This window comes from Actinomadura opuntiae, assembly GCF_030283205.1.
Classification (GTDB): Bacteria; Actinomycetota; Actinomycetes; order Streptosporangiales; family Streptosporangiaceae; genus Spirillospora.
Window position 1 is genome coordinate 277,746 of the sequence record NZ_JASNWF010000003.1, and the last position, 23,132, is coordinate 300,877.

The 23,132-nt window shown below is 69.9% G+C and carries 20 protein-coding genes; 7 read left to right on the forward strand and 13 right to left on the reverse strand.

Features of this window, described 5'->3' with window-relative positions; translation table 11 throughout:
- Nucleotides 1-92 precede the first annotated feature (92 nt).
- Nucleotides 93-1,052 (forward strand): Lrp/AsnC family transcriptional regulator, encoded by a 960-nt coding sequence (locus tag QP089_RS07615; protein WP_285910644.1) that lies wholly within the window; start codon nt 93-95, stop codon nt 1,050-1,052.
- A 16-nt stretch (nt 1,053-1,068) separates the two neighbouring features.
- Here the strand turns inward: QP089_RS07615 and QP089_RS07620 are convergent, their stop codons facing one another.
- Both QP089_RS07620 and QP089_RS07625 read right to left on the reverse strand, forming a co-directional pair.
- The gene (locus QP089_RS07620) at nt 1,069-1,992 is read right to left on the reverse strand and encodes an alpha/beta hydrolase (protein ID WP_285910645.1); all 924 of its coding nucleotides are present in this window, start codon (nt 1,990-1,992) and stop codon (nt 1,069-1,071) included.
- A gap of 88 nt (nt 1,993-2,080) precedes the next feature.
- Complete coding sequence (locus tag QP089_RS07625; RefSeq protein WP_285910647.1) at nt 2,081-2,719, reverse strand: TetR/AcrR family transcriptional regulator; 639 nt, start codon at nt 2,717-2,719, stop codon at nt 2,081-2,083.
- 514 nt (nt 2,720-3,233) lie between these two features.
- On the opposite strand from QP089_RS07625, the gene QP089_RS07630 reads away from it, so the two are divergent.
- Complete coding sequence (locus QP089_RS07630; RefSeq protein WP_285910648.1) at nt 3,234-3,530, forward strand: hypothetical protein; 297 nt, start codon at nt 3,234-3,236, stop codon at nt 3,528-3,530.
- A 231-nt stretch (nt 3,531-3,761) separates the two neighbouring features.
- On the opposite strand, the gene QP089_RS07635 is transcribed toward QP089_RS07630, so the two are convergent.
- A complete protein-coding gene (locus QP089_RS07635) occupies nt 3,762-3,947 on the reverse strand; it encodes a hypothetical protein (protein WP_285910649.1) in 186 nt (61 codons plus the stop codon).
- Between the two features lie 525 nt (nt 3,948-4,472).
- On the opposite strand from QP089_RS07635, the gene QP089_RS48735 reads away from it, so the two are divergent.
- On the forward strand, nt 4,473-4,769 hold the full coding sequence (locus tag QP089_RS48735; RefSeq protein WP_446474015.1) for a PfkB family carbohydrate kinase: 297 nt from the start codon (nt 4,473-4,475) through the stop codon (nt 4,767-4,769).
- Here the strand turns inward: QP089_RS48735 and QP089_RS07640 are convergent.
- Genes QP089_RS07640 through QP089_RS07650 form a run of 3 tightly spaced genes read right to left on the reverse strand, consistent with a single transcriptional unit; the run spans nt 4,711 to nt 7,903 of the window.
- Nucleotides 4,711-5,475, reverse strand: a complete 765-nt coding sequence (locus QP089_RS07640; protein ID WP_285910650.1) for an SDR family oxidoreductase — start codon at nt 5,473-5,475, stop codon at nt 4,711-4,713. The genes QP089_RS48735 and QP089_RS07640 overlap by 59 nt on opposite strands.
- Nucleotides 5,475-6,245, reverse strand: coding sequence for an enoyl-CoA hydratase/isomerase family protein (locus QP089_RS07645; RefSeq protein ID WP_285910651.1), 771 nt, complete (start codon nt 6,243-6,245; stop codon nt 5,475-5,477). Before QP089_RS07645 ends, QP089_RS07640 begins: the two co-directional genes overlap by 1 nt.
- Nucleotides 6,242-7,903: an AMP-binding protein gene (locus tag QP089_RS07650; protein WP_285910652.1), complete on the reverse strand. Its 1,662-nt coding sequence runs from the start codon at nt 7,901-7,903 to the stop codon at nt 6,242-6,244. The genes QP089_RS07645 and QP089_RS07650 overlap by 4 nt, the downstream gene beginning before the upstream one ends.
- 147 nt (nt 7,904-8,050) lie before the next feature.
- On the opposite strand from QP089_RS07650, the gene QP089_RS07655 reads away from it, so the two are divergent.
- The gene (locus QP089_RS07655; RefSeq protein ID WP_285910653.1) at nt 8,051-9,721 is read left to right on the forward strand and encodes a CocE/NonD family hydrolase; all 1,671 of its coding nucleotides are present in this window, start codon (nt 8,051-8,053) and stop codon (nt 9,719-9,721) included.
- 66 nt (nt 9,722-9,787) lie between these two features.
- On the opposite strand, the gene QP089_RS07660 is transcribed toward QP089_RS07655, so the two are convergent.
- The gene (locus QP089_RS07660) at nt 9,788-10,423 is read right to left on the reverse strand and encodes a TetR/AcrR family transcriptional regulator (RefSeq protein WP_285910654.1); all 636 of its coding nucleotides are present in this window, start codon (nt 10,421-10,423) and stop codon (nt 9,788-9,790) included.
- Between the two features lie 207 nt (nt 10,424-10,630).
- Between QP089_RS07660 and QP089_RS07665 the strand changes: the two genes are divergently transcribed.
- Both QP089_RS07665 and QP089_RS07670 read left to right on the forward strand, forming a co-directional pair.
- On the forward strand, nt 10,631-11,131 hold the full coding sequence (locus QP089_RS07665; RefSeq protein ID WP_285910655.1) for a LysR family transcriptional regulator: 501 nt from the start codon (nt 10,631-10,633) through the stop codon (nt 11,129-11,131).
- 267 nt (nt 11,132-11,398) lie between these two features.
- On the forward strand, nt 11,399-12,574 hold the full coding sequence (locus tag QP089_RS07670; RefSeq protein WP_285910656.1) for an FAD-dependent monooxygenase: 1,176 nt from the start codon (nt 11,399-11,401) through the stop codon (nt 12,572-12,574).
- Nucleotides 12,575-12,908: 334 nt separating this feature from the next.
- On the opposite strand, the gene QP089_RS07675 is transcribed toward QP089_RS07670, so the two are convergent.
- From QP089_RS07675 to QP089_RS07690, 4 genes are read right to left on the reverse strand one after another with little or no spacing between them, the layout of a single operon-like run.
- The gene (locus QP089_RS07675; protein WP_285910657.1) at nt 12,909-14,843 is read right to left on the reverse strand and encodes an oxidoreductase; all 1,935 of its coding nucleotides are present in this window, start codon (nt 14,841-14,843) and stop codon (nt 12,909-12,911) included.
- Nucleotides 14,840-15,430 (reverse strand): type II 3-dehydroquinate dehydratase, encoded by a 591-nt coding sequence (locus QP089_RS07680; protein WP_285910658.1) that lies wholly within the window; start codon nt 15,428-15,430, stop codon nt 14,840-14,842. Before QP089_RS07680 ends, QP089_RS07675 begins: the two co-directional genes overlap by 4 nt.
- A 37-nt stretch (nt 15,431-15,467) precedes the next feature.
- The gene (locus QP089_RS07685; RefSeq protein ID WP_285910659.1) at nt 15,468-15,842 is read right to left on the reverse strand and encodes a cupin domain-containing protein; all 375 of its coding nucleotides are present in this window, start codon (nt 15,840-15,842) and stop codon (nt 15,468-15,470) included.
- Nucleotides 15,839-16,450 (reverse strand): thiamine pyrophosphate-binding protein, encoded by a 612-nt coding sequence (locus QP089_RS07690; protein WP_285910660.1) that lies wholly within the window; start codon nt 16,448-16,450, stop codon nt 15,839-15,841. The genes QP089_RS07685 and QP089_RS07690 overlap by 4 nt, the downstream gene beginning before the upstream one ends.
- A gap of 828 nt (nt 16,451-17,278) precedes the next feature.
- Between QP089_RS07690 and QP089_RS07695 the strand changes: the two genes are divergently transcribed.
- Nucleotides 17,279-19,198: an alpha/beta hydrolase family protein gene (locus QP089_RS07695; RefSeq protein ID WP_285910661.1), complete on the forward strand. Its 1,920-nt coding sequence runs from the start codon at nt 17,279-17,281 to the stop codon at nt 19,196-19,198.
- 173 nt (nt 19,199-19,371) lie between these two features.
- Here the strand turns inward: QP089_RS07695 and QP089_RS07700 are convergent, their stop codons facing one another.
- Nucleotides 19,372-20,121, reverse strand: coding sequence for an SDR family NAD(P)-dependent oxidoreductase (locus QP089_RS07700; RefSeq protein ID WP_285910662.1), 750 nt, complete (start codon nt 20,119-20,121; stop codon nt 19,372-19,374).
- Nucleotides 20,122-20,299: 178 nt separating this feature from the next.
- Complete coding sequence (locus QP089_RS07705) at nt 20,300-22,984, reverse strand: ATP-binding protein (RefSeq protein ID WP_285910917.1); 2,685 nt, start codon at nt 22,982-22,984, stop codon at nt 20,300-20,302.
- Nucleotides 22,985-23,132: the final 148 nt, after the last annotated feature.

Here is a 23,132-nt window from a genome sequence, read left to right on the forward strand (position 1 = left end):
CCGCGTCGCCCGCCACTGTGCGCGTAAGGCGCACCAGGTACCACTCAGCTTGATCAGAACCGCCAGTTTCGACATCCAATAGCCTCTGTGAGGTGAAATTCGACTTCTTCGATGACATCGACCGGCAACTCGCCCACGCACTGCAGATCGCGCCCCGGGCCGCGTTCAGCCGGATCGCCGGCGTCCTGGGGGTGTCGGACCAGACCGTGGCGCGCCGCTTCGCCCGTCTGCGATCCAGCGGGGCCCTGCACGTCCGAGGCCTCACCGACCCGTACCTGCACGCCAGCGCGCCGTGGTTCCTGCGGTTGTGCTGCGCCCCCGCCGCGGCGACCTCGGTGGCCGAAGCGCTGGCCCGGCGCGACGACACCGCCTGGGTCCGCCTGACCTCCGGCGGCACCGAGATCGTCTGCATGGTGACCAGCCACGGCGGCGGCAGCGAGGCGCTCCTCCTGGACGCGCTTCCGCGTACCCCCCGGGTCGAGGGCATCACGGCGCACCGTCTGCTGTGCACCTACTGGCGGGGCTTGCACCGGCTGGTCGCCGAGCACAGCGGCCTCACCCCCGAACAGATCCGATCACTCCAGTCGCGCGACACCGCACCCACCGGCGGGCCGACGACGCTCAACGACGGAGATCGGCTGCTGTTGGACGCCCTGGCGCAGGACGGGCGCACCGGGATCGGTGATCTCGCCGCCGCCACCGGCTGGTCACGCTCCACCGTGAGCCGTCGAATCGCCGAACTGGCCGCCGGCGGGATCCTCTACTTCGACATCGACGTGGACCAGAGGCTGTTCCCCGCCCTCGCCGCGTGGACCGTGCTGTGGCTGTCCGTCGAGCCCGCTGCACTCGAAACGGTCGGCAACGCCCTCGCCGGGCACACCGAGGTCGTTTACGCCGCCGCCACCACCGGACCGACCAACATCTACGCCAGCATCACGGGCCCGAACGCACCGGCGCTGTACAACTACATGACCAACCGCATCGCACCGCTTCCAGGTATCCGGCACATGGAGACCGCACCCGTCCTGCGCAACGTCAAGGGCAACAGGTAGGAGGGTTCTACCCTTTTCACGCCCGTCCGCCTTGCGCGGGGGCGGGTTCCGCGAGGAGGTGGCGCTGCAGGAATGACAGCTCGGCGTCGACGGCCTGCTCGTGCGCGGCGAGGAACGGGGCGTAGTGGCTGCCGGGCAGGTGAACCGCTTCTCCTTGGGGCGCCTGCTCTGCCACCTGGATGACGGCGCTGGGGAGAGTGGTCGTGTCCTCGTCGCAGACTACGACGAGAAGCGGGCACTGGACGCGGGACGCGGCTCGGCCGGGACGGTAGAACACAACGACGCCGAGCGCGGAGCGGGCGGCGACGGTCTGCTGCCATTCCGGGTATTTGTTACCGGGAGCGAGTGCACGTGAGCCGTCCAGGCCGTCCGGCGTCGTGAGGAAGGAGAGGGTGCCGGGCTCGCCGGCGAGCGGGACCAGTCTGGGCGGGCGGCCGAAGAGACCGGCGATGGCGTCGATGATGCCGATGGCGCTGAAGCGCACCATGGCAAGCGGCTTCTGGAAGGACGCCGCGCTGCGCGTGGCGGTCAGGTCGCCGGTGTACGGGGTCTGCGCGATCACCGCGGCGACCTGCGGGTTCTCGGCCGCGACGCGGATCGCGTGGCCACCGGACATCGAGAAGGCCCAGAGCGCGATCTTGGCCGGGTCGACTCCCGGCAGGGTCGCGGCGAAGGCGATCGCGGCCTGCCAGTCGGCCAGCTGGTCCTTGACGGGCAGGACCAGGCGCGGCTCTCCGCCGCTCTCCCCGATGCGGCGGTAGTCGAAGGCGAGGACGCCGAACCCGGCGTCATTGAAGCGCTTGGCGAACAGGTCGGTGGCCGGCTCCTTGGTCACCGAGAAGCCCCCGACCATGATCACGCAGGTGCCGTTGGACCCCGGATAGTGCCATGCGACGCACTCAGTACCGCCGCTGACGAAACGAACCTTTTCCCGCTCCATGGACATGCACCTCCGGGTGGACGAGATTCGTCCTCGGCAAGAGTGAACCACGTGGTTCACAAGATGTCCATTTCCGGGGTACCGGTGGCTACTCGTCGGCGGCCTCCTCCCGCTCCAGCGCACGGATCAGGGCCTCGACCCCTGCGCCGAATCCCGCGCTCTCCCTGCTGACCGCCTGGTGCAGCAGGAAACCCCGAAGCGTCGCCAGGATCATCTCGGCGACTTCGAGCCTGCGCTGGTCGGACCAGTCCGCCGGGCAGAAGGACAGGAGAATGGGCAGATACTGCTGCGACGCCTCCCGGCCGAGCTCGGTGTAGCGGACGGGGTCATACATCGCCAGGCCGATGGCCTGATCGAGCACCCGCTGCAGACCCGACTCCTCCTTCATGAGGCTTTGCCACATGACGCGCACACGATCGGCCAGCGTCCCACCCCGCGGCTCTGCGGTGAGAGCCGCCAGCACGTTGGCGATACGCCTGTCGCGCAGCTTGAAGACCGCCTGCCTGAGCAGGTCCTCGGCTCCCTCGAAGTGGTAGAGCAGCACCTTGTGCGTGGTGCCGGCCGCCCGCGCTGCGCGCCGGAGCGAGAAGTCCGCGAGTCCGTTGACCGCGAGATCCTCGGTGACGCGTTCGAGCAGTTCCCGGCGCCTGGCCTCACCGCGCGGGGACCCTGCCGATCGACGGTAGCCGCGGGTGCCGGGTGAGCGGTCGTCGGCGGAGATGTTCACGGCTACAGCGTCCATGGCCAGACGTTCTCACAGTAGCCAGGGCGGGAGGCGGCCCGGCATCGGTCGCCGTCTCGTGCGGCGCGGCCGTCAAGGCCGCCCTCGCGGGTCACGTCCGGATCGGTCTTCTCACGTTGCTCGGGGATGGGAGCCATGGCAGCAGTGTGACGTACCGGTGGCGGGCCGCCACCATCCCGGGGGCCAGGACGACCGCCTTCGCCCGGTCGGGCGAGTCCACGCCCAGCTGGCGTTCTTGAACCGAAAGGTGGGCTGGGGGGCGGCGTTCACCAGCTCCAGTTCGGCGGATGCGGATGTGGGCGCCCGTCTCACCGCGTTGCGATTGCGCCATCTCGAAGGCGTCCAAGGTGTGACGTGCAGCGCCGAGTGTCGCTGATTCTGCAACGGTATTCGTCGTGCTCGGATCGACGGGCGCTTGGTCATGTTCGTCTGACGAGCTTGGGTTCTCGACAGCTCAACAGGAGGAGCTAAGGGGTCATTGGCGTAGCGGAGAGAGGCCATGCCCCGCTTCCTGGCCTGGGTGGACGGACGCGGCTCCGTCCCCTTGGGCGACCCGGTGGGCAACGTCGTCGCCGCCGCGCTGCGCCACTACCGGACGGCCCTTCCCATGCCCATCATCGCCGGACGCAGCGTCATGCACGACCCGCAGCGGGCGCTCCGGCGCGCCGAGCTGGTGCCAGGCGCCGAGGTGGAACTATGGGCCACGGCGACCCACGCGCTCTCCGGCCAGTGCGCCGACGAGGTCAAGGCCCGCGTCCTGCGCTTCACCGACCACACCGACGAGACTCCCGCCTGAGCGGCCCGCGCGGCTCGGTCATCGGAACCGCCATGTCGGGGTCGCCGTAGTACTCGGGAATGTTCGGGCGTATATAGCTGACCAGCGGAGACAGCACCGAGTAGGCCCGCAAAGGATCGGAGCGGTCAGTAATGACCGGCTGAGGATCGTGGTGCCGGTTCGGTGACGGCCCCGGTCAGGTGGGCTGGTCGGGCAGCAGTTCGGCCAGCGCGGTCCGGACGGCGGCTCGGCTTACTCCATCACCGCGTTCATCCTCGGCATCCGTACCCCGGTCGGCACCGTCTGGGAGCGGGTATCGGCCAGGACGGCGTCGAACAGGTCTGGGAACTTGCCGTCCCGGTCGCGGATCAGGAACCGTGCCCGGCAGCCGGCGTCCTCAGGTCCATGACCAGGTTCCGGGCCGCCTGCGTCACCCATGAAGCGGTCGGGTGAGAGCGGTGGCGCCCAGAACCCGGATGCGGCGAGTGCGATGGTCGATGACCGCAAGCCCGTACATGCGGGCGCCAGTGAGCGTGACGCCGGAAGGCCGGGCGGGGCGCGGTGATCGCGCCCCGCCCGAGCGTCAAAGCCGGGTCCGTCACGGGAAGCAGTGGTTGCCGATGACCCGCTGGGGCGTCTGGGCTGTGCCAGCGTGCCCGAAGGAATCCGGGGTGCAGGTGAAGGTGGCGCCGGTTTCCCGGCTGGTGATGGTGAAGGGGTCCACGAGGGGGCCGCTGGGAAAGGCGCCCCCGGACGGAACGCAACGATCGACCCCGTCCCACTGGTTGCCGCCCTGCGACACCAGGCGGTCGCAGGTGTAACCGTATGCGTAGTCACATAACTACCGCTCGAGCGGGGCTGATTTCGTGGCGACGGGTCCCACCAGCGAGGGCCTGCTCGCGAGTACCTGCGAGCAATGGCACGCCGATGGCGTCCACCTCATCGTGGTCAGCCGCGGCGGCGATGGAGCCATCGCATCCCCCAAATGGCGAACGCTTCACCGTCCCGGCCCGCCCGATGACCCCCGTCGACACCGTCGGCGCCGGTGACGCGATCACCGCTGGCCTTCTCCACCGCCTCCACCAAGGCGGCGCGCGGGGCGCCAAGCTCGACGCGCTCGACCCCGACCTGCTCGGACGGGCGCTGACCTTCGCCTCCGACGTCGCCCTTCGTGTAGGGCGTCGTGGTGTTGCGGGGAGACTCAGCGGATGGACGAGCCGATGCCGATTCCGCCGTCGACGTCGAGGACGACTCCGGTGATGTAGCGGGCCTCCGGCGAGCAGAGGAAGGCGGCTGCGGCGGCGATGTCCTCGGGCTGTCCGGTGTGGCGCATGGGCACCTTGCCGACGAGCTTGTCGCGCGCCGGTCCGTTCATCGAGGCGAGCATGGGGGTCTCGATGAGACCTGGCGCGATCGCGTTCGCGGTCACGCCGTGCTTGGCGGCCTCAAGAGCGAACCCGCGGGTGAAACCGACGACACCGGCCTTGGCGGCGACGTAGTTGACCTGGCCGAAGTTGCCTCGCCAGCTCATGGAGGAGAAGGAGAGGACGCGTCCGTACCGCCGCTCTCGCATGTGCGCGAAGGCGGCCTGGGTGCAGTGGAACGCGCCGCTCAGGCTGACGGCGAGGACGGCGTCCCAGTCCTCGCTCGAGATGTTCTCGATCCTGTTGTCCCGGATGATCCCGGCGTTGTTGACCAGCACGTCGATGCGGCCTTGGTCGGCCGCCACGCCGTCGATCCAGGCCCGCGCTGCGGTGGGGTCTGTGATGTCGACCTGGGCGAACGCGTGACCGTCGCCGTCCAGGCTCGCGAGCACCTCGGCCCCGGCAGCGGCGTTGAGGTCGGCGAAGTGCACGCGCGCCCCTTCGGCAGCGAATCGCTGCACCATGGCGCGGCCGAGGCCTTGCGCGCCACCGGTGACGAGCACGACCTGGCCGGCGTAGCGGTCGGTGAAGCCGTAGGACATCAGGAGGCCTCTCGGTTCCTTCTCAGGAAGGTGCGCAGGGTTTGCGGAACGTCGTGCGCGAGCCAGTGTCGGTCGAAGGCGTCCAACTCCCGGTCGCGGTCGGTCGGTGACAGGCGGCCGTGTGTCTGGTCGAGGAGCCGCTTGTAGGCGCCCCGCGCTGTGGCCGGTACCGCGAGGAGTTTTCCGACGACCGCGGCCACCGCGTCGTCGAGGTCCTCGGGTGCTGTGACGGCGCGCAGCCACGAGGCGAACGACGGGGCCTCGGCGAGCAGGAGCTCGCCTGTGAGTGCGAGCCAGGTCGCCGTGGCCCGGCCAAGGGTCCGCTCCATGCGGACGCTGGCGCCTCCTCCCGGCATCAGGCACTGCCGTACGTGCCCGTCGCCGATGAGGGTCCCGGCCGATGCCACCACGACGTCACAGGCCAGGGCGAGTTCCAGGCCGCCGGCGATGGCGTGTCCGTGCAGCACCGCGACGTAGGTCACCGCGCTGCGTTCCATGGCGAGGGTGAGGTCCCAGATGGCGGTGAGGTGGTCGCGGGGAGTCCGGCCGCGTGCAGGGTCGTAGGTGCTGAGCAGCGACAGGTCGGCGCCCGCGCAGAAGCTCGGACCGGCCCCGCGCAGCACGACGACCTCGGTGCCGGTGGCCTCGGCCGAGGCCACCGCAGCGCTGAGCAGCGTGATCAGGTTCTTGTCGAGCGCGTTGCGGACCGCGGGTCGGTTCAGCGTCCACGTCTCGACGGGCCCGTGGCGCTCGACCAGCAGCTCGCTCACTCCGCGGTCCCGGCGTCGGAGGAGCGGGTCATCGAGCGCAGCACCGCGCGCTGGATCTTGCCGCTCGGCGTCTTGGGCAGCGAGTCGGCGAAGGTGACCAGGCGCGGGTAGGCGTGCGCGGCGTACCGGGTGCGTACCCAGTCCTGGAGCTCACGGACCAGAGCGTCCGGGTCGTCCGGGGTCATGGCAGGCACGACGTGGGCGTGCACGACCTCACCGCGGACCTCGTCCGGAGTCGCGACGACGGCGCACTCGACCACCTGGGGATGGGTGGCCAGGACGCTCTCGACGTCGAACGGGCCGATCCGGTAGCCGGCCATCACGATGACGTCGTCGTCGCGGGAGGAGAACCTGATCAGCCCGTCCTCGCCGACCGAGGCGAGATCACCGGTCAGGTAGTGCGACCCGTCAGCGGTGAAGCGGGAGGCGCGGTTGTCTCGTGCCGTCCCGTAGCCGGTGAAGGTGAAGAACGGGCTGCCGGCCACCTCGACCGCCAGGCGACCGACCTCACCGACCGCTGCCGGCTGATCGGCCTCCGTCTGCAGGACGGTCATGCGCCAGCCGGGCAGGGACTCCCCCATGGCGCGAGGGGCGACCGGGCGGGCGAGGTCGGCGTGTTGCGCGAAGCCGGCGGTCATGCCCAGCTCGGTCTGCCCGAAGTGGTCGTGCACGTCGAGGCCGAACCGTTCGCGGCTCCACTCGATCACCTCGGGAGTGAGGGGCTCACCGGCGGTCGACAGTCGCCGCAGCGCCGGCAGCGGTACTCCTGGGTCACAGGCGCGCAGCGCGCGCAGCGCGGTCGGGGCGGCGGCGTAGTCGGTCACCTCGAGTTGCTCCAGGATCCGCCACGTCATCTCGGGCTTGAAGGTGCCGCACGTGAAGATGCTGGTCGTGCCGGCGGCGAGAGGCCCGATGATGAGGGTGTACAGGCCGTAGGCCCACCCGGGGTCGGCTCCGCACCAGTAGGCCTCGCCCGGGGCGAGACCGAGCTCCACGTAGGACTGCCATCCGGCGGCGTAGGCCAGCGGGTGCACGACGACCTTGGGCTTGCCGGTCGTACCCGAGGTCGCCATCTGGACGATGGGCGTCTGCGGGCCCGTCAGCGGTGAGGGCTTCGCCCACTCCGGACCGTCGATCAAGACAGCGCCCAGGTCGTCGTGCGCAAGTCCCTCATGGTGCTGGTCCGTGTTCGCCACCATGACATCCACCGCCAGATCCCGGACCTTGGGCAACTGCTCGGTGTCGGTGACGACGAGCTTCACGCCGGCATCGCTGATGCGCTCCTCGACGGCCGCCGCGGCGAATGCCGTGAACAGCGGCACGTAGACCGCTCCCAGGCGCCAGATTCCCAGGATCAGGGCCGGTAGGTCGGGCCCCTTGCCCAGCAGACCGGCCACCCGGTCACCGGGTCCGATGCCCCGCTGAGCGAGCGCGTGGGCCGCACGCCGCGACCGTCGCGCGAGCTCGCCGTAGGTCATGTCGTTCACTCGCAGGTCGCCGTCCACGAACCGGAACGCCACGGCATCGACCGGATGCCGGTCGCACACCAGCCACGGTGCCGTGGCGTCGGTGGCGTCGAAGGCGGCATGGATCTGGAGGGCTCGCTGATGCGGGCCGGTCGGACGGCCTTCTCCTGCTGGCTGCGTCGTGTTCGTCAAGGCGAGTGCCTACCTCTCGGTCTCTCCGCCGACCGTTCCCGAAGTGCAGAGTACGGATCTGGATACGAACGTACTCTGGATGTTACTGTCCTCACAACTTGCGGAGCCAGCGGAGCCACCCCCGGCCTTCTTCGAAAGGACAGCTCCTTGCACGACATCGAGATCGACCTGGACGTTCCCGTCCCCATGCGCGACGGCACGGTGCTGCGGGCGCATGTGTTCCGTCCCGCCGGGGAGGGGCCCTTCCCGGTCCTGTTGACCCGCCACCCCTACGACAAGAACGCCCTCCTCAGCGGACATCTCGACACCATGACGATGGTGCGCGCCGGCTACATCGTGGTCCACCAGGACTCCCGCGGCCGCTTCAGCTCCGATGGCGAGTGGCTGCCCTGGAAGTACGAGCGCGAGGACGGCTACGACACCGTCGAGTGGGCGGCCTCGCTGCCGAACGGCAACGGCAAGGTCGGCATGTTCGGCGGCAGCTACCTCGGCAGCACGCAGTGGAGTGCCGCCATCGCCGGGGCGCCGCACCTGGCGTCCATCGCCCCGATCACGACCTGGGCCGACCCGGACAACGGCCTGATGTTCCGCGGCGGGGCGATCGAGCTGGGGCTCAATTCCTGGTGGGCGCTGACGACCGCCCTCGGTCAGATTCCCAAGGCCGGGCTCTCACCCGAGGAGACCATGAACCGGCTCATGGCGACCGTCCACGATTACGACTCGATGAGACAGCGGACGTACTGGCAGCTGCCCTCCGGCGCCATGCCCGCCCTCAAGGCCTCCGGCCAGCCCGACCTCGGGGTCGCACGTGCACTGGCCGACCCGGGCACCCTTGAGGAATCGCGGGTCTCGAACAGGTACGACGAGATCAACGTCCCGAGCATCGGGTTCGCCGGCTGGTACGACGTCTTCCTCCAAGGCGATCTCGACAACCACGTCGGCATGCGCACCCGCGGCCGCACCGCACGCCTGGTCGTCGGCCCCTGGAGCCACCTCAGCCTCGGGATGCCGTCACAGGGAGGCCAGGTCGGCGAGGTCAACTTCGGGCTGTCGGCACTCACTCCCGGCGGCAGGACGGTGACCGACATCCAGCGCGAGTGGAACGACCACTGGCTCAAGGGCATGCCCGCCACCGAAGCGCACCGGTCCGGGGTCCTGATCTTCGTGATGGGGATCGACCAGTGGCGAGCCGAGGAGGAGTGGCCGCTCGCCAGGGCCCGCGACACCGCGCTGCACCTGAGCCCGGATTCGACGCTGACATGGACCGCACCGGACGCCGAAGAGGCCCAGTCCGGTTTCGTCTACGACCCCGCCGACCCCGTCATCACGCGGGGAGGCAACCTCGTCATGTCGACCGAGTTCCCGGCCGGACCGTTCGATCAGCGCGAGGCGGAGGCTCGCGACGACGTGCTCGTGTTCACGACCCCGCCGCTCGAGGAGGACCTCGAGATCACCGGCAGGGTCCGGGCGACGCTCTTCGCCGCGACCGACGGCCCGTCCACCGACTGGGTCGTGAGGCTGTGCGAGGTCGACGCGAACGGGGTCTCGCGGAACATCGTGGACGGCATCACCCGGGTGCGCACCGAACCCGGGCGCATCGACGAGGTCGAGATCGACCTCTGGTCGACCTCCATCGTCATCAAGGCAGGCCACCGGCTCCGCGTCCAGGTGACCTCCAGCAACTTCCCCCGCTGGGACCGCAACCTCAACACCGGCGAGCCGGTGACCGAGGGCACCACCATCCGGGTCGCCCGGCAGCGGATCTACCACGACCGCGACCGGCCCTCGCGGCTCACCCTCCCGATCGTCCCCAGCTGACACGGAAGGCGGGCGGACGGCTGAACGTGGGCGGAGGCGACATCGAGTCGCCCCGCCCACCGCCTTTCATGCCTTGCCGCTGCGCACCGCGAGCCCGTGGACGAGCAGCTCACCGAGCTCGGCGAAGGCCTCACCCGCGCTCAGTCCGGTGGCCTCAAGGACCTCGCCGGACTGGACCCCGTCCATCAGGTACGCCACGGTCAACGACGCCAGTGCGGCGTCGGCCGACCGGAAGATCCCGTCTCGCAGGCCCTCCTCGATCATGGCCTGCACCCGGTCCGCCGCCGCCTGCGAGTTCAGGCGGTAGATCTCCGCCGTGGGCGGGTAGCTCACCATGTCCTCGTAGAAGGCCGGCGAGTTGCGGTCCATCGCCTCGCCCACCCCCTTCAAGTACTCCACGATCCGCCCGGCCGGGTCCGTCGTAGCGGACACCTTGGCCTCGATGGCGGCCGTCGAGTGAGCGAAGAAGTGCCGGACGACCGCCTGGATGATCTGCTCGCGGGACCCCGCGACGCTGTACAGCGTCGACTTCGAGCACCGCAACCTCTTGCACAGCTCATCGGTCGTCAGCGAACTGAACCCCTCGGCGAGGAAGATCTCCTCCAGGTCCTGCAGCAGCTGCTTGCGCCTCGGGTCCTCACGCGTAGGCCGGGAACGCCGTTCCCGCGCGGGATCGACGCCTGACCGAAACGCTGTGGGCATGGATCGAGTCTCTCACAACACCCATCTCGCCCCCCGGGCGAAGACTCATCCGCACCCAGCAGGCCCGCGTCTGCTGTCACACAGCACGGCCCATGTGCGGGCCCGAAGATGCCGTTCACCGGACGGAGGTTTGGTGGTAGGCCGGTCGGCGGGGATCGGCGTCCGGCATGACCTCGTTGGTATCGATCGGATCGATAGTGTGAGGGCGTGGAGCTGCGGAGTCTGGACTTAAATCTGCTGCTGGCTCTTGATGCGTTGCTGCAGCATCGCAGTGTGAGCAAGGCCGCGCAGCAGATGGGGGTCGGGCAGCCGGCGATGTCGGCGTCACTGGCGCGGCTGCGACGGCACTTCGGTGATGAGCTGTTGGCGCGGGCGGGCAACCGGTACCGGTTGACGCCGCTGGCGGCTGAGTTGCGGGAGCGCACCCGGATGGCGGTGTCCGGCGTGGAGCGGGTGTTCGATGCGCGGAGGGAGTTCGATCCGCCGTCGTTGACGCGGGAGTTCTCCCTGATGGTCAGCGACTACGGTGAGGGGGTGCTGGGGAGGGCCGTGGCAGGCGTTCTTGGACGGGAGGCGCCCCGGGCGCGGCTGCGGGTGATGGGGAACATCGCGCAACCGCTGGATCGATCCGACGCGCGGATGCTGAGCACCGACCTGGTGATCATGCCCCACGGCTTCGTCACCGACCTGCACCATCAAGACCTTTGACCGTGGCGATGTGGTGGCATCCGGTGCACGACGACGATCCCGTGCAGGCGTGGTTCCGCGGCGTTGTCGTGCGTGCTGCGCAGGACGCGACCAGCGGCGAGTAGGACGGGTATCGATCTGGTCGATAACCCCCATCCTTCATTGTGTGTTCCCGCGACCGGAATGGCCTCTTACTGTGGTCGGCGCTACCGCCCCCTGGCGCCATTCGAGGAGAGTAATGAGAGTTTCCCGTCACGGTCGCCGGTTCGCCGCCCTGGAGCGGTGGCGATGAGCGCGGTGCGGAAGGTCCTCGTCCAAGGCGGCGGCATCGGAGGGCTGACCCTGGCCACGGCGCTGGCCCAGCGCGGGATCGAGGTCGACGTGGTGGAGGCCAGCGGTCCGGAGGCCGTCCTGGGTGTCGGCCTCAACCTGCCGAACAACGCGCTGAGCGCGCTGGAGAAGATCGGCGTCCGCGACACCTGCCTGCAGGCCGGGTTCCCGTTCGAGCCCTTGGTGATCTGGAACGCCGCGAGCGTCCAGGTGTCAGCCATACCTCCCCCGCAGGGACGCTATGGCAGCCCCTCGAACACCGCGATCAGTCGGCCGCTCTACAGCGGCATCCTGCGCGATGCGGCCGAGAAGGCCGGTGCCCGCATCATCACCGGTGCCACGATCTGGGAGATGATCGAGGACGGTGACGGCGTCGAGGTCGAGCTGGCCACCTGGACCGGCAAGCGCACCCCGCCGCTGCGCCGGGAGAATGCGGCGGGCCACCGTTACGACCTGGTCGTGGGGTTCGACGGCGTCCGCTCCAGAATCCGCGAGCACCTGTTCGCGGACGCCTACACACCGAGATTCACCGGGTTCGCCAGCTGGCGGGTCACCATGCCCCGTCCGGCCGACCTCACCCACATCGCCTTCGCCATGTGCAAGGACGTGAAGGCCGTCCTGACCCCGATCAACGCCGATCAGATGTACGTCGGGTTGGTCACCCCGGAACCCGGCAACCCGCGCCACGCTTCTTCCGACTTCACCCGGCTGCTGCACGAACGCATGCGGGGTTTCTCCGGCCTCCTGGGCGAGCTGCGCGACGCCATCACCGACGGCCATCAGATCAGTTACGCACCGCTGGAGCACCTCGTGGTCCGCGAGCCGTGGTTCCGCGGCCGGATCGCGATCGCCGGAGACGCCGCGCACACCAGCCCACCGCACCTGGCCCAGGGCGCGGCCATGGCGGTGGAGGACGCCGTCACGCTCGCCGCCGCCCTGCAGCAGCACTCGGCCCTGCCCGCCGCCCTGCATGCCTGGTTCACCCGGCGGCGAGACCGGGCGCTGTTCGTCGCCGACATGTCCCTGGCCCTGCTCAAACAGGAGACCGGGACCGAACTGACCGCCGAGGAGGAGGACCTGGTGGAACTCGGAATCCCGGGAGCACAGGCCCGACTCGCCCAGGAGGCCTACTGACGATGCGCGCCTCCTCGGTCAACCCGCACGACGCCATGGTGGCCACCGGGGCCGCCGCCCGATACATGACCTACCACTACCCCGTCGTGCTGGGCAGCGTTCCCGCGCGAGTGGGTGGCACCCGCCCCCGCCGACCTGGACGATCGTTCCGCAGGTGCACTGGGCCTGGCGGCCCTGACCGCGCCGCCCACGTGATCGCAACCGCCCGCCCCGGCCAGGAAGAACAACACGTCCGCAAGCTCGGGTCACCGAGGTCTGGGTTGCGGCGGTGGGCCGCCCATGGGTGCCTGTTGGCGGAAGCGGATGGGGGTTTTGCCGCCTCCGGTGGCGAAGATCAGCGGATCGTCTGCAGGAGGTCGGCGGCGACTGAAGCGGCGTGTTGGAGCGCGTCGTGCATGGAGGATCCATGTCCGGCGGCTCCTCCGGTCACGTGAACGGGTATTCGGAGCCTTTCGACCAGTCCGCTAACAGGGGCGGCCCGCTTGACGCCGTGGGAGGCGAGTACCGGTCCCCGGGTCGGGATGGTCGTCCGTCCGTCGGGGCCGTCCACCACGAGGTGGTCGTGCCGGATCGTTCGGACGTGATAGCCCATGCGAATACTGACCCTCGGATTACTCGCGAGGCGGTTCGCCGATGGGTTCCTTGCCCGCGGTCCTGCTTCCGGAGCCAGCGTCGGCCCAGCTCCGACGATCTGCACCTCGCCGCCGTGGACGGCGATGTGGTCGGCCACGGCCATCGCCGCCCGGTCGAAGCCCCAGACCGTACACCGCTCCGGGAGAGCACCACCGTGCCGCAGCCACTCGCGCACCTCTAGCACGTGCGGTAGGTCGGCGCCTTCCACCTCCGGAGCGTGGACGCGGCCGCCCGTGGCGATGACCAGCGCAGCGGGGTCCAGCGCTGCGACGACGTCGTGGTCCGCACGCGTACCGGTGTGGAGAACGACTCCTAGCCGGTCCAGCTCGTCGGTGTACCAGTCGAGGATGGCGTGGTACTGCGGGAAGCAGAGGAGTCCCGCGGCCAACGCGAAGTCTCCCCCGGCTCGGTCCTCCCGCTCGAGGAGGTGGACGCGGACACCCCGGCTCGCCACACGGTGCGCCACCTCCAAGCCCGCCGGACCTGCGCCTACGATCACTACGCCGCTCCCAGGAGGTGACCCCTGAGAGGCCTTGCGCCGACGAGCTAGGGAGGTACCCGCCTCTGGGTTGACGGTGCATGGCACCGGCTCGCCGCTGTGCAGCCGGTCGATGCACAGGTTGCAGGCGATGCATGGGCGGAACGGCTCTCCGGCCAAGACGCGGTTCGGCCATCGCGGATCGGCATGCAGAGCGCGGGCCAGGCTGACGAAGTCGGCTTGGCCTTCGGCGATCACTGCTTCTGCCGCGCGCGGCCTGCTGATCCTTCCGGCGACGCCGACGGGTAGGCCGAACGATCGATACGGCTTCGCGAGCGGCGCCAAGACGCCGGGCGGTTGCTCACCGGGCTGCACCATCCATTCGGCCGCCTCGTAGTTGCCGGCGGAGACGTCGATGAAGTCGAGCAGGTCCAGGCGAGCGGATCCGACCAGTTCCAGGGTTCGCGAGGCGTCCAGGCCGTCCGGTACCCCTTCGAACGCCGAGATCCTGATGCCGACGCAGAGGTCGGGTGCGGCCTGCCGGACGGCTTGCACGACCAGGTCCAGGAAACGGGTCGGGTGGGCGAACTCGTCCGTGCGCAGGTTGATGAGCGGAGAGAGGAACTGGTGGATCAGGTAACCGTGGGCCGCATGGATGGAGAGCACGTCGACACCGGCCTCGCGACAGCGCCGGGCCGCAGCACCGTAGGCGTCGACGAGATCGTGGACGTCCTCGTGTCCCAGGGCGTCCGGCAGGTCTCCTCCCGCGGGCAGGCACGGGACGGCGGACGGGGCCACCGGACGCGTTCCGCTGACCCGGCTCTGCACCGTGCGGCCGCCGTGATTGAGTTCGACGCCCACCTTGCTGCCGTGGCGATGGATCGTTTCGGCCAGGGCGGCGATGCCGGGGATGTGATGATCCTCGGCCACCCCCATCTGACGTCCACGTCCCTTCCCGTCCGCGCGGACGTAGGCTGCTTCGCTGAACACCAGAGCGGCGCCGCCGATCGCGCGTTCCCGCAGGTAGCCGATGTAGGCATCGGTCACCTTTCCATCTGGTGTGCAGTAGTTGCGTTCCATCGGGGCGCTGACGATGCGGTTGTCGAGGGTGACCTGGCCCAGCTTCAAGGGGGTGGAGAGGGAGGGGAGGTCCGTCATGCCGGGTCGGGCCCGTCACTTCGGCGTTCGCACAGGTTCTCCAGAGCGACGCCGTAGCCCCGCCAGCCGAGCCCGGCGATGTAGGCCGTGGCGAGACCGCGGAAGAGGTCTCGGGCGTCTGTTCCTTCGTGCCGGTACAGCTGGGTGATGTGCACGACGGCCACGGGCAGGCCGGTGTCGGAAAGCGCGTCGTAAAGCGGCTTGCCGTAGGGCGTCAAACCGGCGGGGTTCACGATGAGCGCGTCAAGGTCGTCTTGGTGCTCGTGCAACCAGTCCACGAGTTCCCCCTCGTGGTTGGACTGGATGTGAGAGACGCGGACGCCGAGCCGCGCAGCGGTCTTCTGGAGGTGGGCCAGAATGTCGGCCAGGGTGTGGCGGCCGTAGCGGTCAGGGCGCCTTTGCCCGAGGCGGTTCAGATTGGGTCCGTTCACAACACCGACGTGCATCAGTTCGCGGGTGACCTTTCTGTGCGGGTACGTGTTGCCCGGGCATCGGACGGCGCGGATCGCATCGGCCGGCTTCCTGCCGGTCGCGGCATCGGAATCCTTCGGCGCGGTGAGCAGGATCTGCGGGCCGTCGCGGGCCACGGCGCCGAGCAGTTCGTCCTCCTCCCCGTAGGCGGCCTCAAGTGCTGGGCAGCTCGCCGTGAGGGCCGTACACGAACACCAGCCACAGCGGCTCGCGACCGGTGTTGATGTGCTGGTGCTTGACTCCCTTGGGAATGAACATGAAGGTGTTCGCTTCGAAGGCGGTGCGGTGCCCGTCCTCGGCCACCACCTCGCCGGACCCGCGCACGATGTAGTTGATCTCTTCGGACTCGGGGTGGTCGTGCAGCGAGCTGGCCTCACCGGGCTCGAAGATGGTCAGCCCGCCGACGAGGAACTCGCTCTCGTTCAGCTGCTGATCGACCACCTTGAAGACCTTGCGTCGGTGGCCGTCGTCCTCCAGGCCGAGCCAGAGCGGTCGCGCCTGGGCGAATGGATCGATCACGCGGATCATGACGTTCCTTCCTGGGGGAAGACACCCTGGTAGATGTCGTTGGTGTTCCAGCGGCCGGGTGTCGGCACCGGCTCATTGACCACGGGCGCCTCCACCAAGTCCGGGCGCCTGCGGGCCACGGCCGACCGCAGCGCCGAGCCAAGGCTTCGGGCATGGGGATGTCGTATCCGTCGGCGCCGCGAATCTCGGCGAAGCCAGCGAAACTCGGGCTCTGGACGCCGAGAGCGGCAGCGGGCCCGAACCCCATGGTGGAGGTGCTCTGCGAGCGAGAGCAGCGCCTCGCGTCCGGTCCCCTCCCGCGGCCCTCCGCCGAGGTAAATGAGCAAACGGCCCGGGTCGGCGTGGCGGTTGACCTCCCGGTGCGGATGCCGACCGTGACAGTGGACGTAGCCGTCGGCGGCGTGCGCGGCGGCCTGCTCGTGCCGGGCGATGACGAACTCGATGGGGCTGCGGCCGAGCGCGTCCAGCAGCGCGATGTTGGTGTGGCCGCAGGTCCCGAACACATCCTCGACTCCGAAGGGGTCTCGCGGGCGGACGAGGTCTCCGGCGGCGGTCACGGTAGCGGCCCCGCCTGTCCGTCGGTCGCGGTGCTGGGCGTCCACGGCCATGGGGGTCGTCTCCTCGGGTCGGGGCGGGCTGATCCGGGCCGTGCTCGACAAGCCGAGCGAGGGTTCGGCGACGCCTGCGGGATGGATTCAGGGATGCCGGCCACCCCTGCCGGCATCCGGCCTTCCCGCCGGCCGGCAGGGTTCGCAGTCCAGACGGGATTGTGGAACGGTCTTCCTGTGCTGCTACGCGGACCTCAAGTCAACGCAAGGACACGAGCGCAGTCGACAAGGACCAAAGGTGGGTACGGGGCACTGCTTCCACGAGGCTGATCCGATCATGCCTACAGCCTCGGCCTACGACCTCCTAATGTTCGAACCAGTGAGTTAGTTATATGCGACGGATGCCATGAGAGGAAGACCCTCCGTCAACTTCGGACCAACTTCTGCGATACCGCCTGATGGTCCGCCTAGGTCGTCATACGGACTCCATGGAGCGCTAGGCCACGGCCACCCTCGCTCCTGGAGGCCGCCGATCCGCAGCAGCGACGGTCCTTGGCCACGAACACTCCCCCGCTGACGCCGGGACGCACCTCGATGAGCCCGCGCATCGGATGCACTATCTCCGACCATCTCTTCTGAACGCCTCGGAACCCGACCGCCGACCTCAATATCGGAGGTCCATCACGCGGACTGTTGACACCGTTCAATGGCGATCAACGCGCAGTGGAGCCTGGCAGCAGGCTTCCGACGGAGAAAAAGGTGGCGCAGAGCGGAGGTCACGACAGTCTTGTCGATCTCCGCTTGGCGTGGCAGGGTCAGATGCGTACGGCTAGCGGACCGAAAGGTCCACTAGATGGACCCGAGTGCGAGCAGGTAAGGAGAGGCTCCATGACCACCTTTCATCGTCGCGCCGTCCTACGCGGCGCCGCCGCCACCGCGCTCGGAGCCCTCGTCGGCCAGACCGCGACCGAGCTACCGGCGGCGGCTGCCTCCGCCGCGAGTCCGTCGAGTCTCGGCACCGCCAAGCCCCTCGACGGGCGCCCGGCTCCCGGCTACGACTACAGCCGCGCGAACAAACTGCCCCGCGAGATGACCGGATACTGGGAGAAGCGCTTCGAGCTGAACGGCGTGCCGCGCACCGCCAAGGTCTATATCTCACCCGAAACGCCGATCCGCTCCTATTACACGGTGCTGGCCATCCCCGACGGCGTCGAGACCGGCGATTTCCTGCGCCGGACGGGATGGCGAGACATCGCCGACGAACGCGGCGAGGGCCTGTTCGTCCTCGAACCGGGCGAGTCCGGCTGGGGTGCCGCAGCCGCCGAGCGCGCCTACGTTGACGCCGCGATGGCCTTTTACCAGGCCAACCCCTATTTCTCGATCTTCGGCCTGGACTACCTGGTGGGGTACGGGGCCGGCGCTCCGGCTCTCGAAGCGCGGGCAGCGGCATTCCCACTGCAAGTCATCAGCCAGGTGTACCTGGACTCTCCCGGCCTTCCCGCCGCCTATCTTCGCGACATCGGATCTCAGGAGTTCGACGGCACCACTCAGGACGGCTACACCGACGTGGTCTTCCCCGAAGGCTTCGACCTGATCAGACACGACGAGGTTGTGGTCCCGACCTGGTACCTCAATCCCCAACGGAGCGCCTCCTCCAGTCTCGCGTACTGGCGTGGCGCCAACGACACCGACAAGCCCGGCGTCCATGACGGGCTCCTTGGCACGGTGTACCGCCAGCGCCGCAAATCGCGGCGCTGGATGACCTCCTTTTCAGGACCGATTTCCAAGGTGGCGGTACGGGAACGGCCGACCGAGTACGGAAACCAGCGCACCACCCGAGAACTGCTGGCCTTCCTCACGCCCTACTCGCGGTACGAGAACTTCTTCGCCTACGGCAACCAACTCGTGCGGCGCGCCGACTACGACCGTCTCGGCGTCGAGGTCCAGACCATGACCGTCGAGGGCCGGCTCCGCGAATTCCTCGTCTACGTGCCGGAATCCGCACGCCGGCTCTGGAGTCGCCGGGCACCCGTGGTGTTCATCTGGCCGGGGAACACCCAGACCGACAAGGTGTTCTTCGACTCCGCCCAGTGGTGGCAGGTCGCCCAGAGGGAAGGCTGCATTCTCGTGGTGGCCTGCGAGCAGTACAGCAGCTCGGCGATCTCGGTAAGCCACAAGGACTCCGACGTGTTCTTCCGTCAGCTGCGTGAATTCGTGACGAGGAAGTACGACGTCGACCCCACCCGGTTCTACTGCACCGGGCAGTCCGCCGGCAGCGGCGTCACCCAGTTCTTCGCGGCCGCCAAACCGGAATACTTCGCGGCCGTCGCCTCGACCTCGTTCGCCCCCGCCCCCGACAAGTCGGGGACCATCACTTTCGAGGGGGTGAGCTACCCGGCGGCCAGACAGACGATCCCCACCTACCTGGCATACGGCTACGGCGACCTGGCATTCCTCAAGGGCGATCTCTGGGACGACATCCAGAACGACCTCGACGCCTGGGCCGCCTACCACCTCGGGGTCAACGGGCTCGCACTACAGGATGTCGACCGCCGCGAGGGGCGGCCCAGCGGCTGGTACAACCGCTTCCGGACCTGGACGTGGCGCAAGCCCGGATCTCCGGCACCAATGGTCAAAGTGACCAAGAACCTGTACCGGTCCCACAACAACATCCCCGAAGAGACGCCGATGCTCTGGGAATTCATGCGCCACTATCGCCACGAGGTCGACAAGACCGGACACGTCACGCGGTACTACAGCCCCTCCGGGTTCAGCCGGCATGGGGACGAGAGGGTCATCCCGACATAGCACCAACCCTGCGCGACTCTGGTGCCCGACCTTCGCGCGCAGCTCATCGTCGGCTTGTAGTTGGCGGTCGGTGCACGGCTGCGCGGGGAACCGCGGGATCGGCACGGCCGCGCCCCGCGACCCCGCTTGCGCCGGTGAACCGGCGCAAGCGGGGTCGCGGGGCGCGGATCCGGTCAGTCGACCAGGGCGCCGGCGGAGATGTTCACCTGCGTCGAGGTCATGGTGGCGGCGTGGTCGGACACCAGGAAGGCGGCGATGCGGCTCACGTCCGCCAGGGTGGTGGCGCGCTTGAGGAGGGTGGCGTCGACCATCTGCTGCTTGACCGGGTCCATCTCCGGCCCGTCCGGCATGGATTCGGCGACGCCCCCGGTCTTCATCGACAGGACGCGGACCGAGTGCGGCCCGAGCTCGCACGCCCACTGCCGCCGCATCGCCTCGACCAGCTCGCAGCCGACCTGGACGTTGCCGAGGCCGGGCGAGCGGTTCCCGCTGTCGGAGCCGCCGAAGTGCAGGATCACGCCCGAGCCCTGCTTGACCATGTGGCGGGCGGCGGCCCGAGTGGTCAGCATGAGGGTGCGGGCGATCTTCTCCAGGGACCGGGCGAAAGCGTCGACCGGCAACTCCATCAGGGGACCGAACAGCGTCTCGTGGGAGATGACGTTGACCGAGATGTCGACGCTGCCGGCGGTCTCCACGACGGAGTCGACCCAGCCGTTGACGGCGTCGCCGTCCAGGGCGTCCACGCGGGCCGTCTCGGCGAGGCCGCCGGCGGCCCGGATGTCGTCGGCGACCGCGTCGAGCGTCGCCGGGGTGCGGCCGGCGAGGAAGACGCGCGCGCCCTCGGCGGCGAAGCCGCGCGCCATGGCGCCGCCGATCGATCCGCCGCCGCCGTAGATGACCGCGGTCTTGTTCTCCAGAAGCATCGCCGTTCTCCGTCCGTCCGAGGTGTTCGGGGGTGATGGCGTCGACAGTAGGAGCGCGGCCGGACGGCCCGCATCGGTCGCCGAACGGGAATTGAACGGCGCTGGTCAGAAGGCGGATGAGCGCTCGGAACACGGTCTCGCGCAAGGGGTGCCGCACGGGCGCGGCGGCGCGGCTAAGTCATGTGTCCGATACCAGGCGGGCCAGTTCCATGCGGCGGGTGACGCCGATCTTCGGATACGCCTTGTAGAGGTGGTGCCCGACCGTGCGGGGGCTCAGGTAGAGCTGCGCGCCGATCTCGCGGTTGCTGAGTCCGGCGGCGGCGAGCCGCACGACCTGCAGCTCCTGCGGGGTGAGCCGCTTCAGCGGGTCGGTGTCCCCGGCGCTGGCCACCGGGCGGTCGCCGAGGACCTCCAGCTCGGCGCGAGCCCGTTCGGCCCAGACGGCGGCGCCGAGCCGGGCGAAGGCGTTCCGGGCGGCGGTCAGCTCGGTGCGCGCCTCGGTGCGGCGGCGCCGGCGGCGCAGCCATTCGCCGTAGAGGAGCCTGGTCCGCGCGGCATCGTAGGCCCGGTCCCCGTGCAGGCCGAGTGCGGAGCGGTAGTGCTCGTCCGCCTCGTCGCCCTCGGCCAGGAGGGCGCGGCACCGGGCGATCAGGGCCGTGCAGGACGTGGCCGCGGCCCATGCCTCGAACGCGGGCAGATGGGCGCGGGCCAGGTCCGGGCGCCCGGCCCGCACCGCGGCCTCCGCGTGGTCGGGGACGGCGCGGATCAGCACGTCGTACCGGGCCGGGCCGGAGCACACCGCGTCCAGCCGCTCCAGGGCCTCGCCGGCGTGCCCTTCGGCGAGGTCGAGCAGGCCGAGGCCCCAGGACGCCAGCGCCGCGTTGGTGGGGTGCACGTCGGCATGGCCGAGGACGTCCGGCGCCAGGGCACGACTGCGCTCCGGATCCGATTCCAGCCGGACCGCGATGCATTTCATCGCGGTGACCTGCATGTCCATGCCGATGTCGGCGGCCAGCGACATGCCCTCGGCCGTCGCCGCGTCCGCGCCGTGCAGGTCGCCGAGCAGCACCCGCCCGATCGCGAGCGCCTCGGAGATGTACGGCAGCCAGCCGAGCGCGCCCTCGGCCCGGGCCTCGGCGACCATGCGCTCCAGCAGCTCGATCGCGGCCCGGTCGTCCGCTACGAGCAGGCCCATGAAACCGCCGATGAGGCGTTCGATGACGTCCTCGATCTCGCCGGTCCGGGCGGCCTCGAACAGCGCCCGCATCGGCCGGACGTCGTCGGGCGCGTCGTCCACCAGCCGCCGCCCGTAGGCGATCAGGGCGCCCGCCACCAGCGCCTTCGCCGAATCAGCGGGCGGCTTCACCTTCCTCAGCAGCTCGACGCTCTGCCGCACGAGACTGTGCGCGCCCGCGTCCCGCGCGGACCAGACCGCCTCCGTCAGCATGGACACCGCCTGGTCGGGATCGCTCTCCACGATCAGCGCCGCGCCCTGCAGCGCGAGCTCCGCGTCGGCGGCGGGCGAGGTGCGCTCGTAGGCGACCTGGGCGCGGATGAACGTGGCCTCGGCGACGACCCCGTCGTCCCCGGTGAGGTGCTCGGCCTCGGCGGCCAGCCGGGTGGCCTGGTCGGGGCGGCCCGCGTCGTAGGAGGCCCGCGCCGCGTGCACGAGCCGGCGGGCCTTGCCCTCCGGCTCGGTGCTGAGCCGCGCGGCGCGCTCGTAGGCGGCGGCGACCGCGGCCGTTCCGCCGCGCCGCCCGGCGCGGTGCGCGACCCGCTCCAGCTCGGCGGCGACCTCCTCGTCCGGGCCGGTGGCGGCCGCCGCGCGGTGCCAGGCGCGCCGGTCGGCGTGCTCGTCGCCAGTGAGGACCCGGGCCAGGGCGCCATGGACGGCGGTCCGCCGGTGGTGGGCGGCGTCCTGGTAGGTGACGGCGCGGATGAGCGGGTGCCGGAACCGCACCTCCTCCCCGTCGAGGACGACGAGCCCGGCCTCCTCGGCGGGTTCGAGGTCGGCGAGGACGAGCCCCAGCGCGTCCCCGGCGCGCAGGACGACGCCCAGGTCGGCGGTGCCGTCGGCGGCGACCACCAGGAGCAGCCGGCGGGTGGCGTCCGGCAGTTCGGCCAGCCGTCGCCGGAAACTCTCCTGGACCTTGCCGCCGACCGGCAGCGGCCCGGCGTTCCGGGCGGGCCGCGACCTGAGGGCGTGCGCCAGCTCGATGAGGGCGAGCGGGTTGCCGGCCGCCTCGTCCAGCAGCCGCTCCCGCACCGGGACGGTCAGCTCCGGCGCGTGCGCCGCCACGAGCTCGCGCGCGGCGGCCCGGTCCAGGCCGGCCAGCCGGACGACGTCGAGCCCGCGGTCGGGGAACGGACGGACGCCGTCCCGCACCGTGAAGACCATGGAGATCGGGTCGGCGCCGAGCCGGCGGGCGGCGAAGAGCAGCGCGTCCAGCGAGGCGCTGTCGAGCCACTGCGCGTCGTCGACCAGGCAGAGCAGCGGGCGGTCGGCGGCCAGCTCGGACAGTAGGGTGAGGGTGGCGGCGCCGATCAGGAAGCGGTCGCCGGCCGGCCCGGAGCCGAGTCCGAACGCCGACCGCAGCGCCGCCGCCTGCTGCGCCGGCAGCGCGTCGAACCGGTCGGTGAAGGGGTGCAGCATCAGGTGCAGCCCGCCGAATGCCAGCTCGCTCTCCGACTCGACGCCCGCGCCGCGGATGAGCCGCATGTCCCCCGCGTCGGCCGCGACCTGCTCCAGCAGGGAGGTCTTGCCGATCCCCGCCTCGCCCCGGATCACCACCGTGCTGCTGCGCCCGGAACGCGCGTCCCGGAGCAGCCCGGCGAGGTGGCCCCTCTCACGATCCCGCCCCATGAGCACGCGAGAACAGTACAACCCGGGCACGCCGCCGAGGAGCCATGTCGTGAGCCGTTCTGTGGCGTCGATGGTCTTCGGTTGCCGAGGGCGGCATGGTCGGTTGTCAGCATCAGGCTTGGGGTGCCGCCGGCTCTAAGCTTGTCTT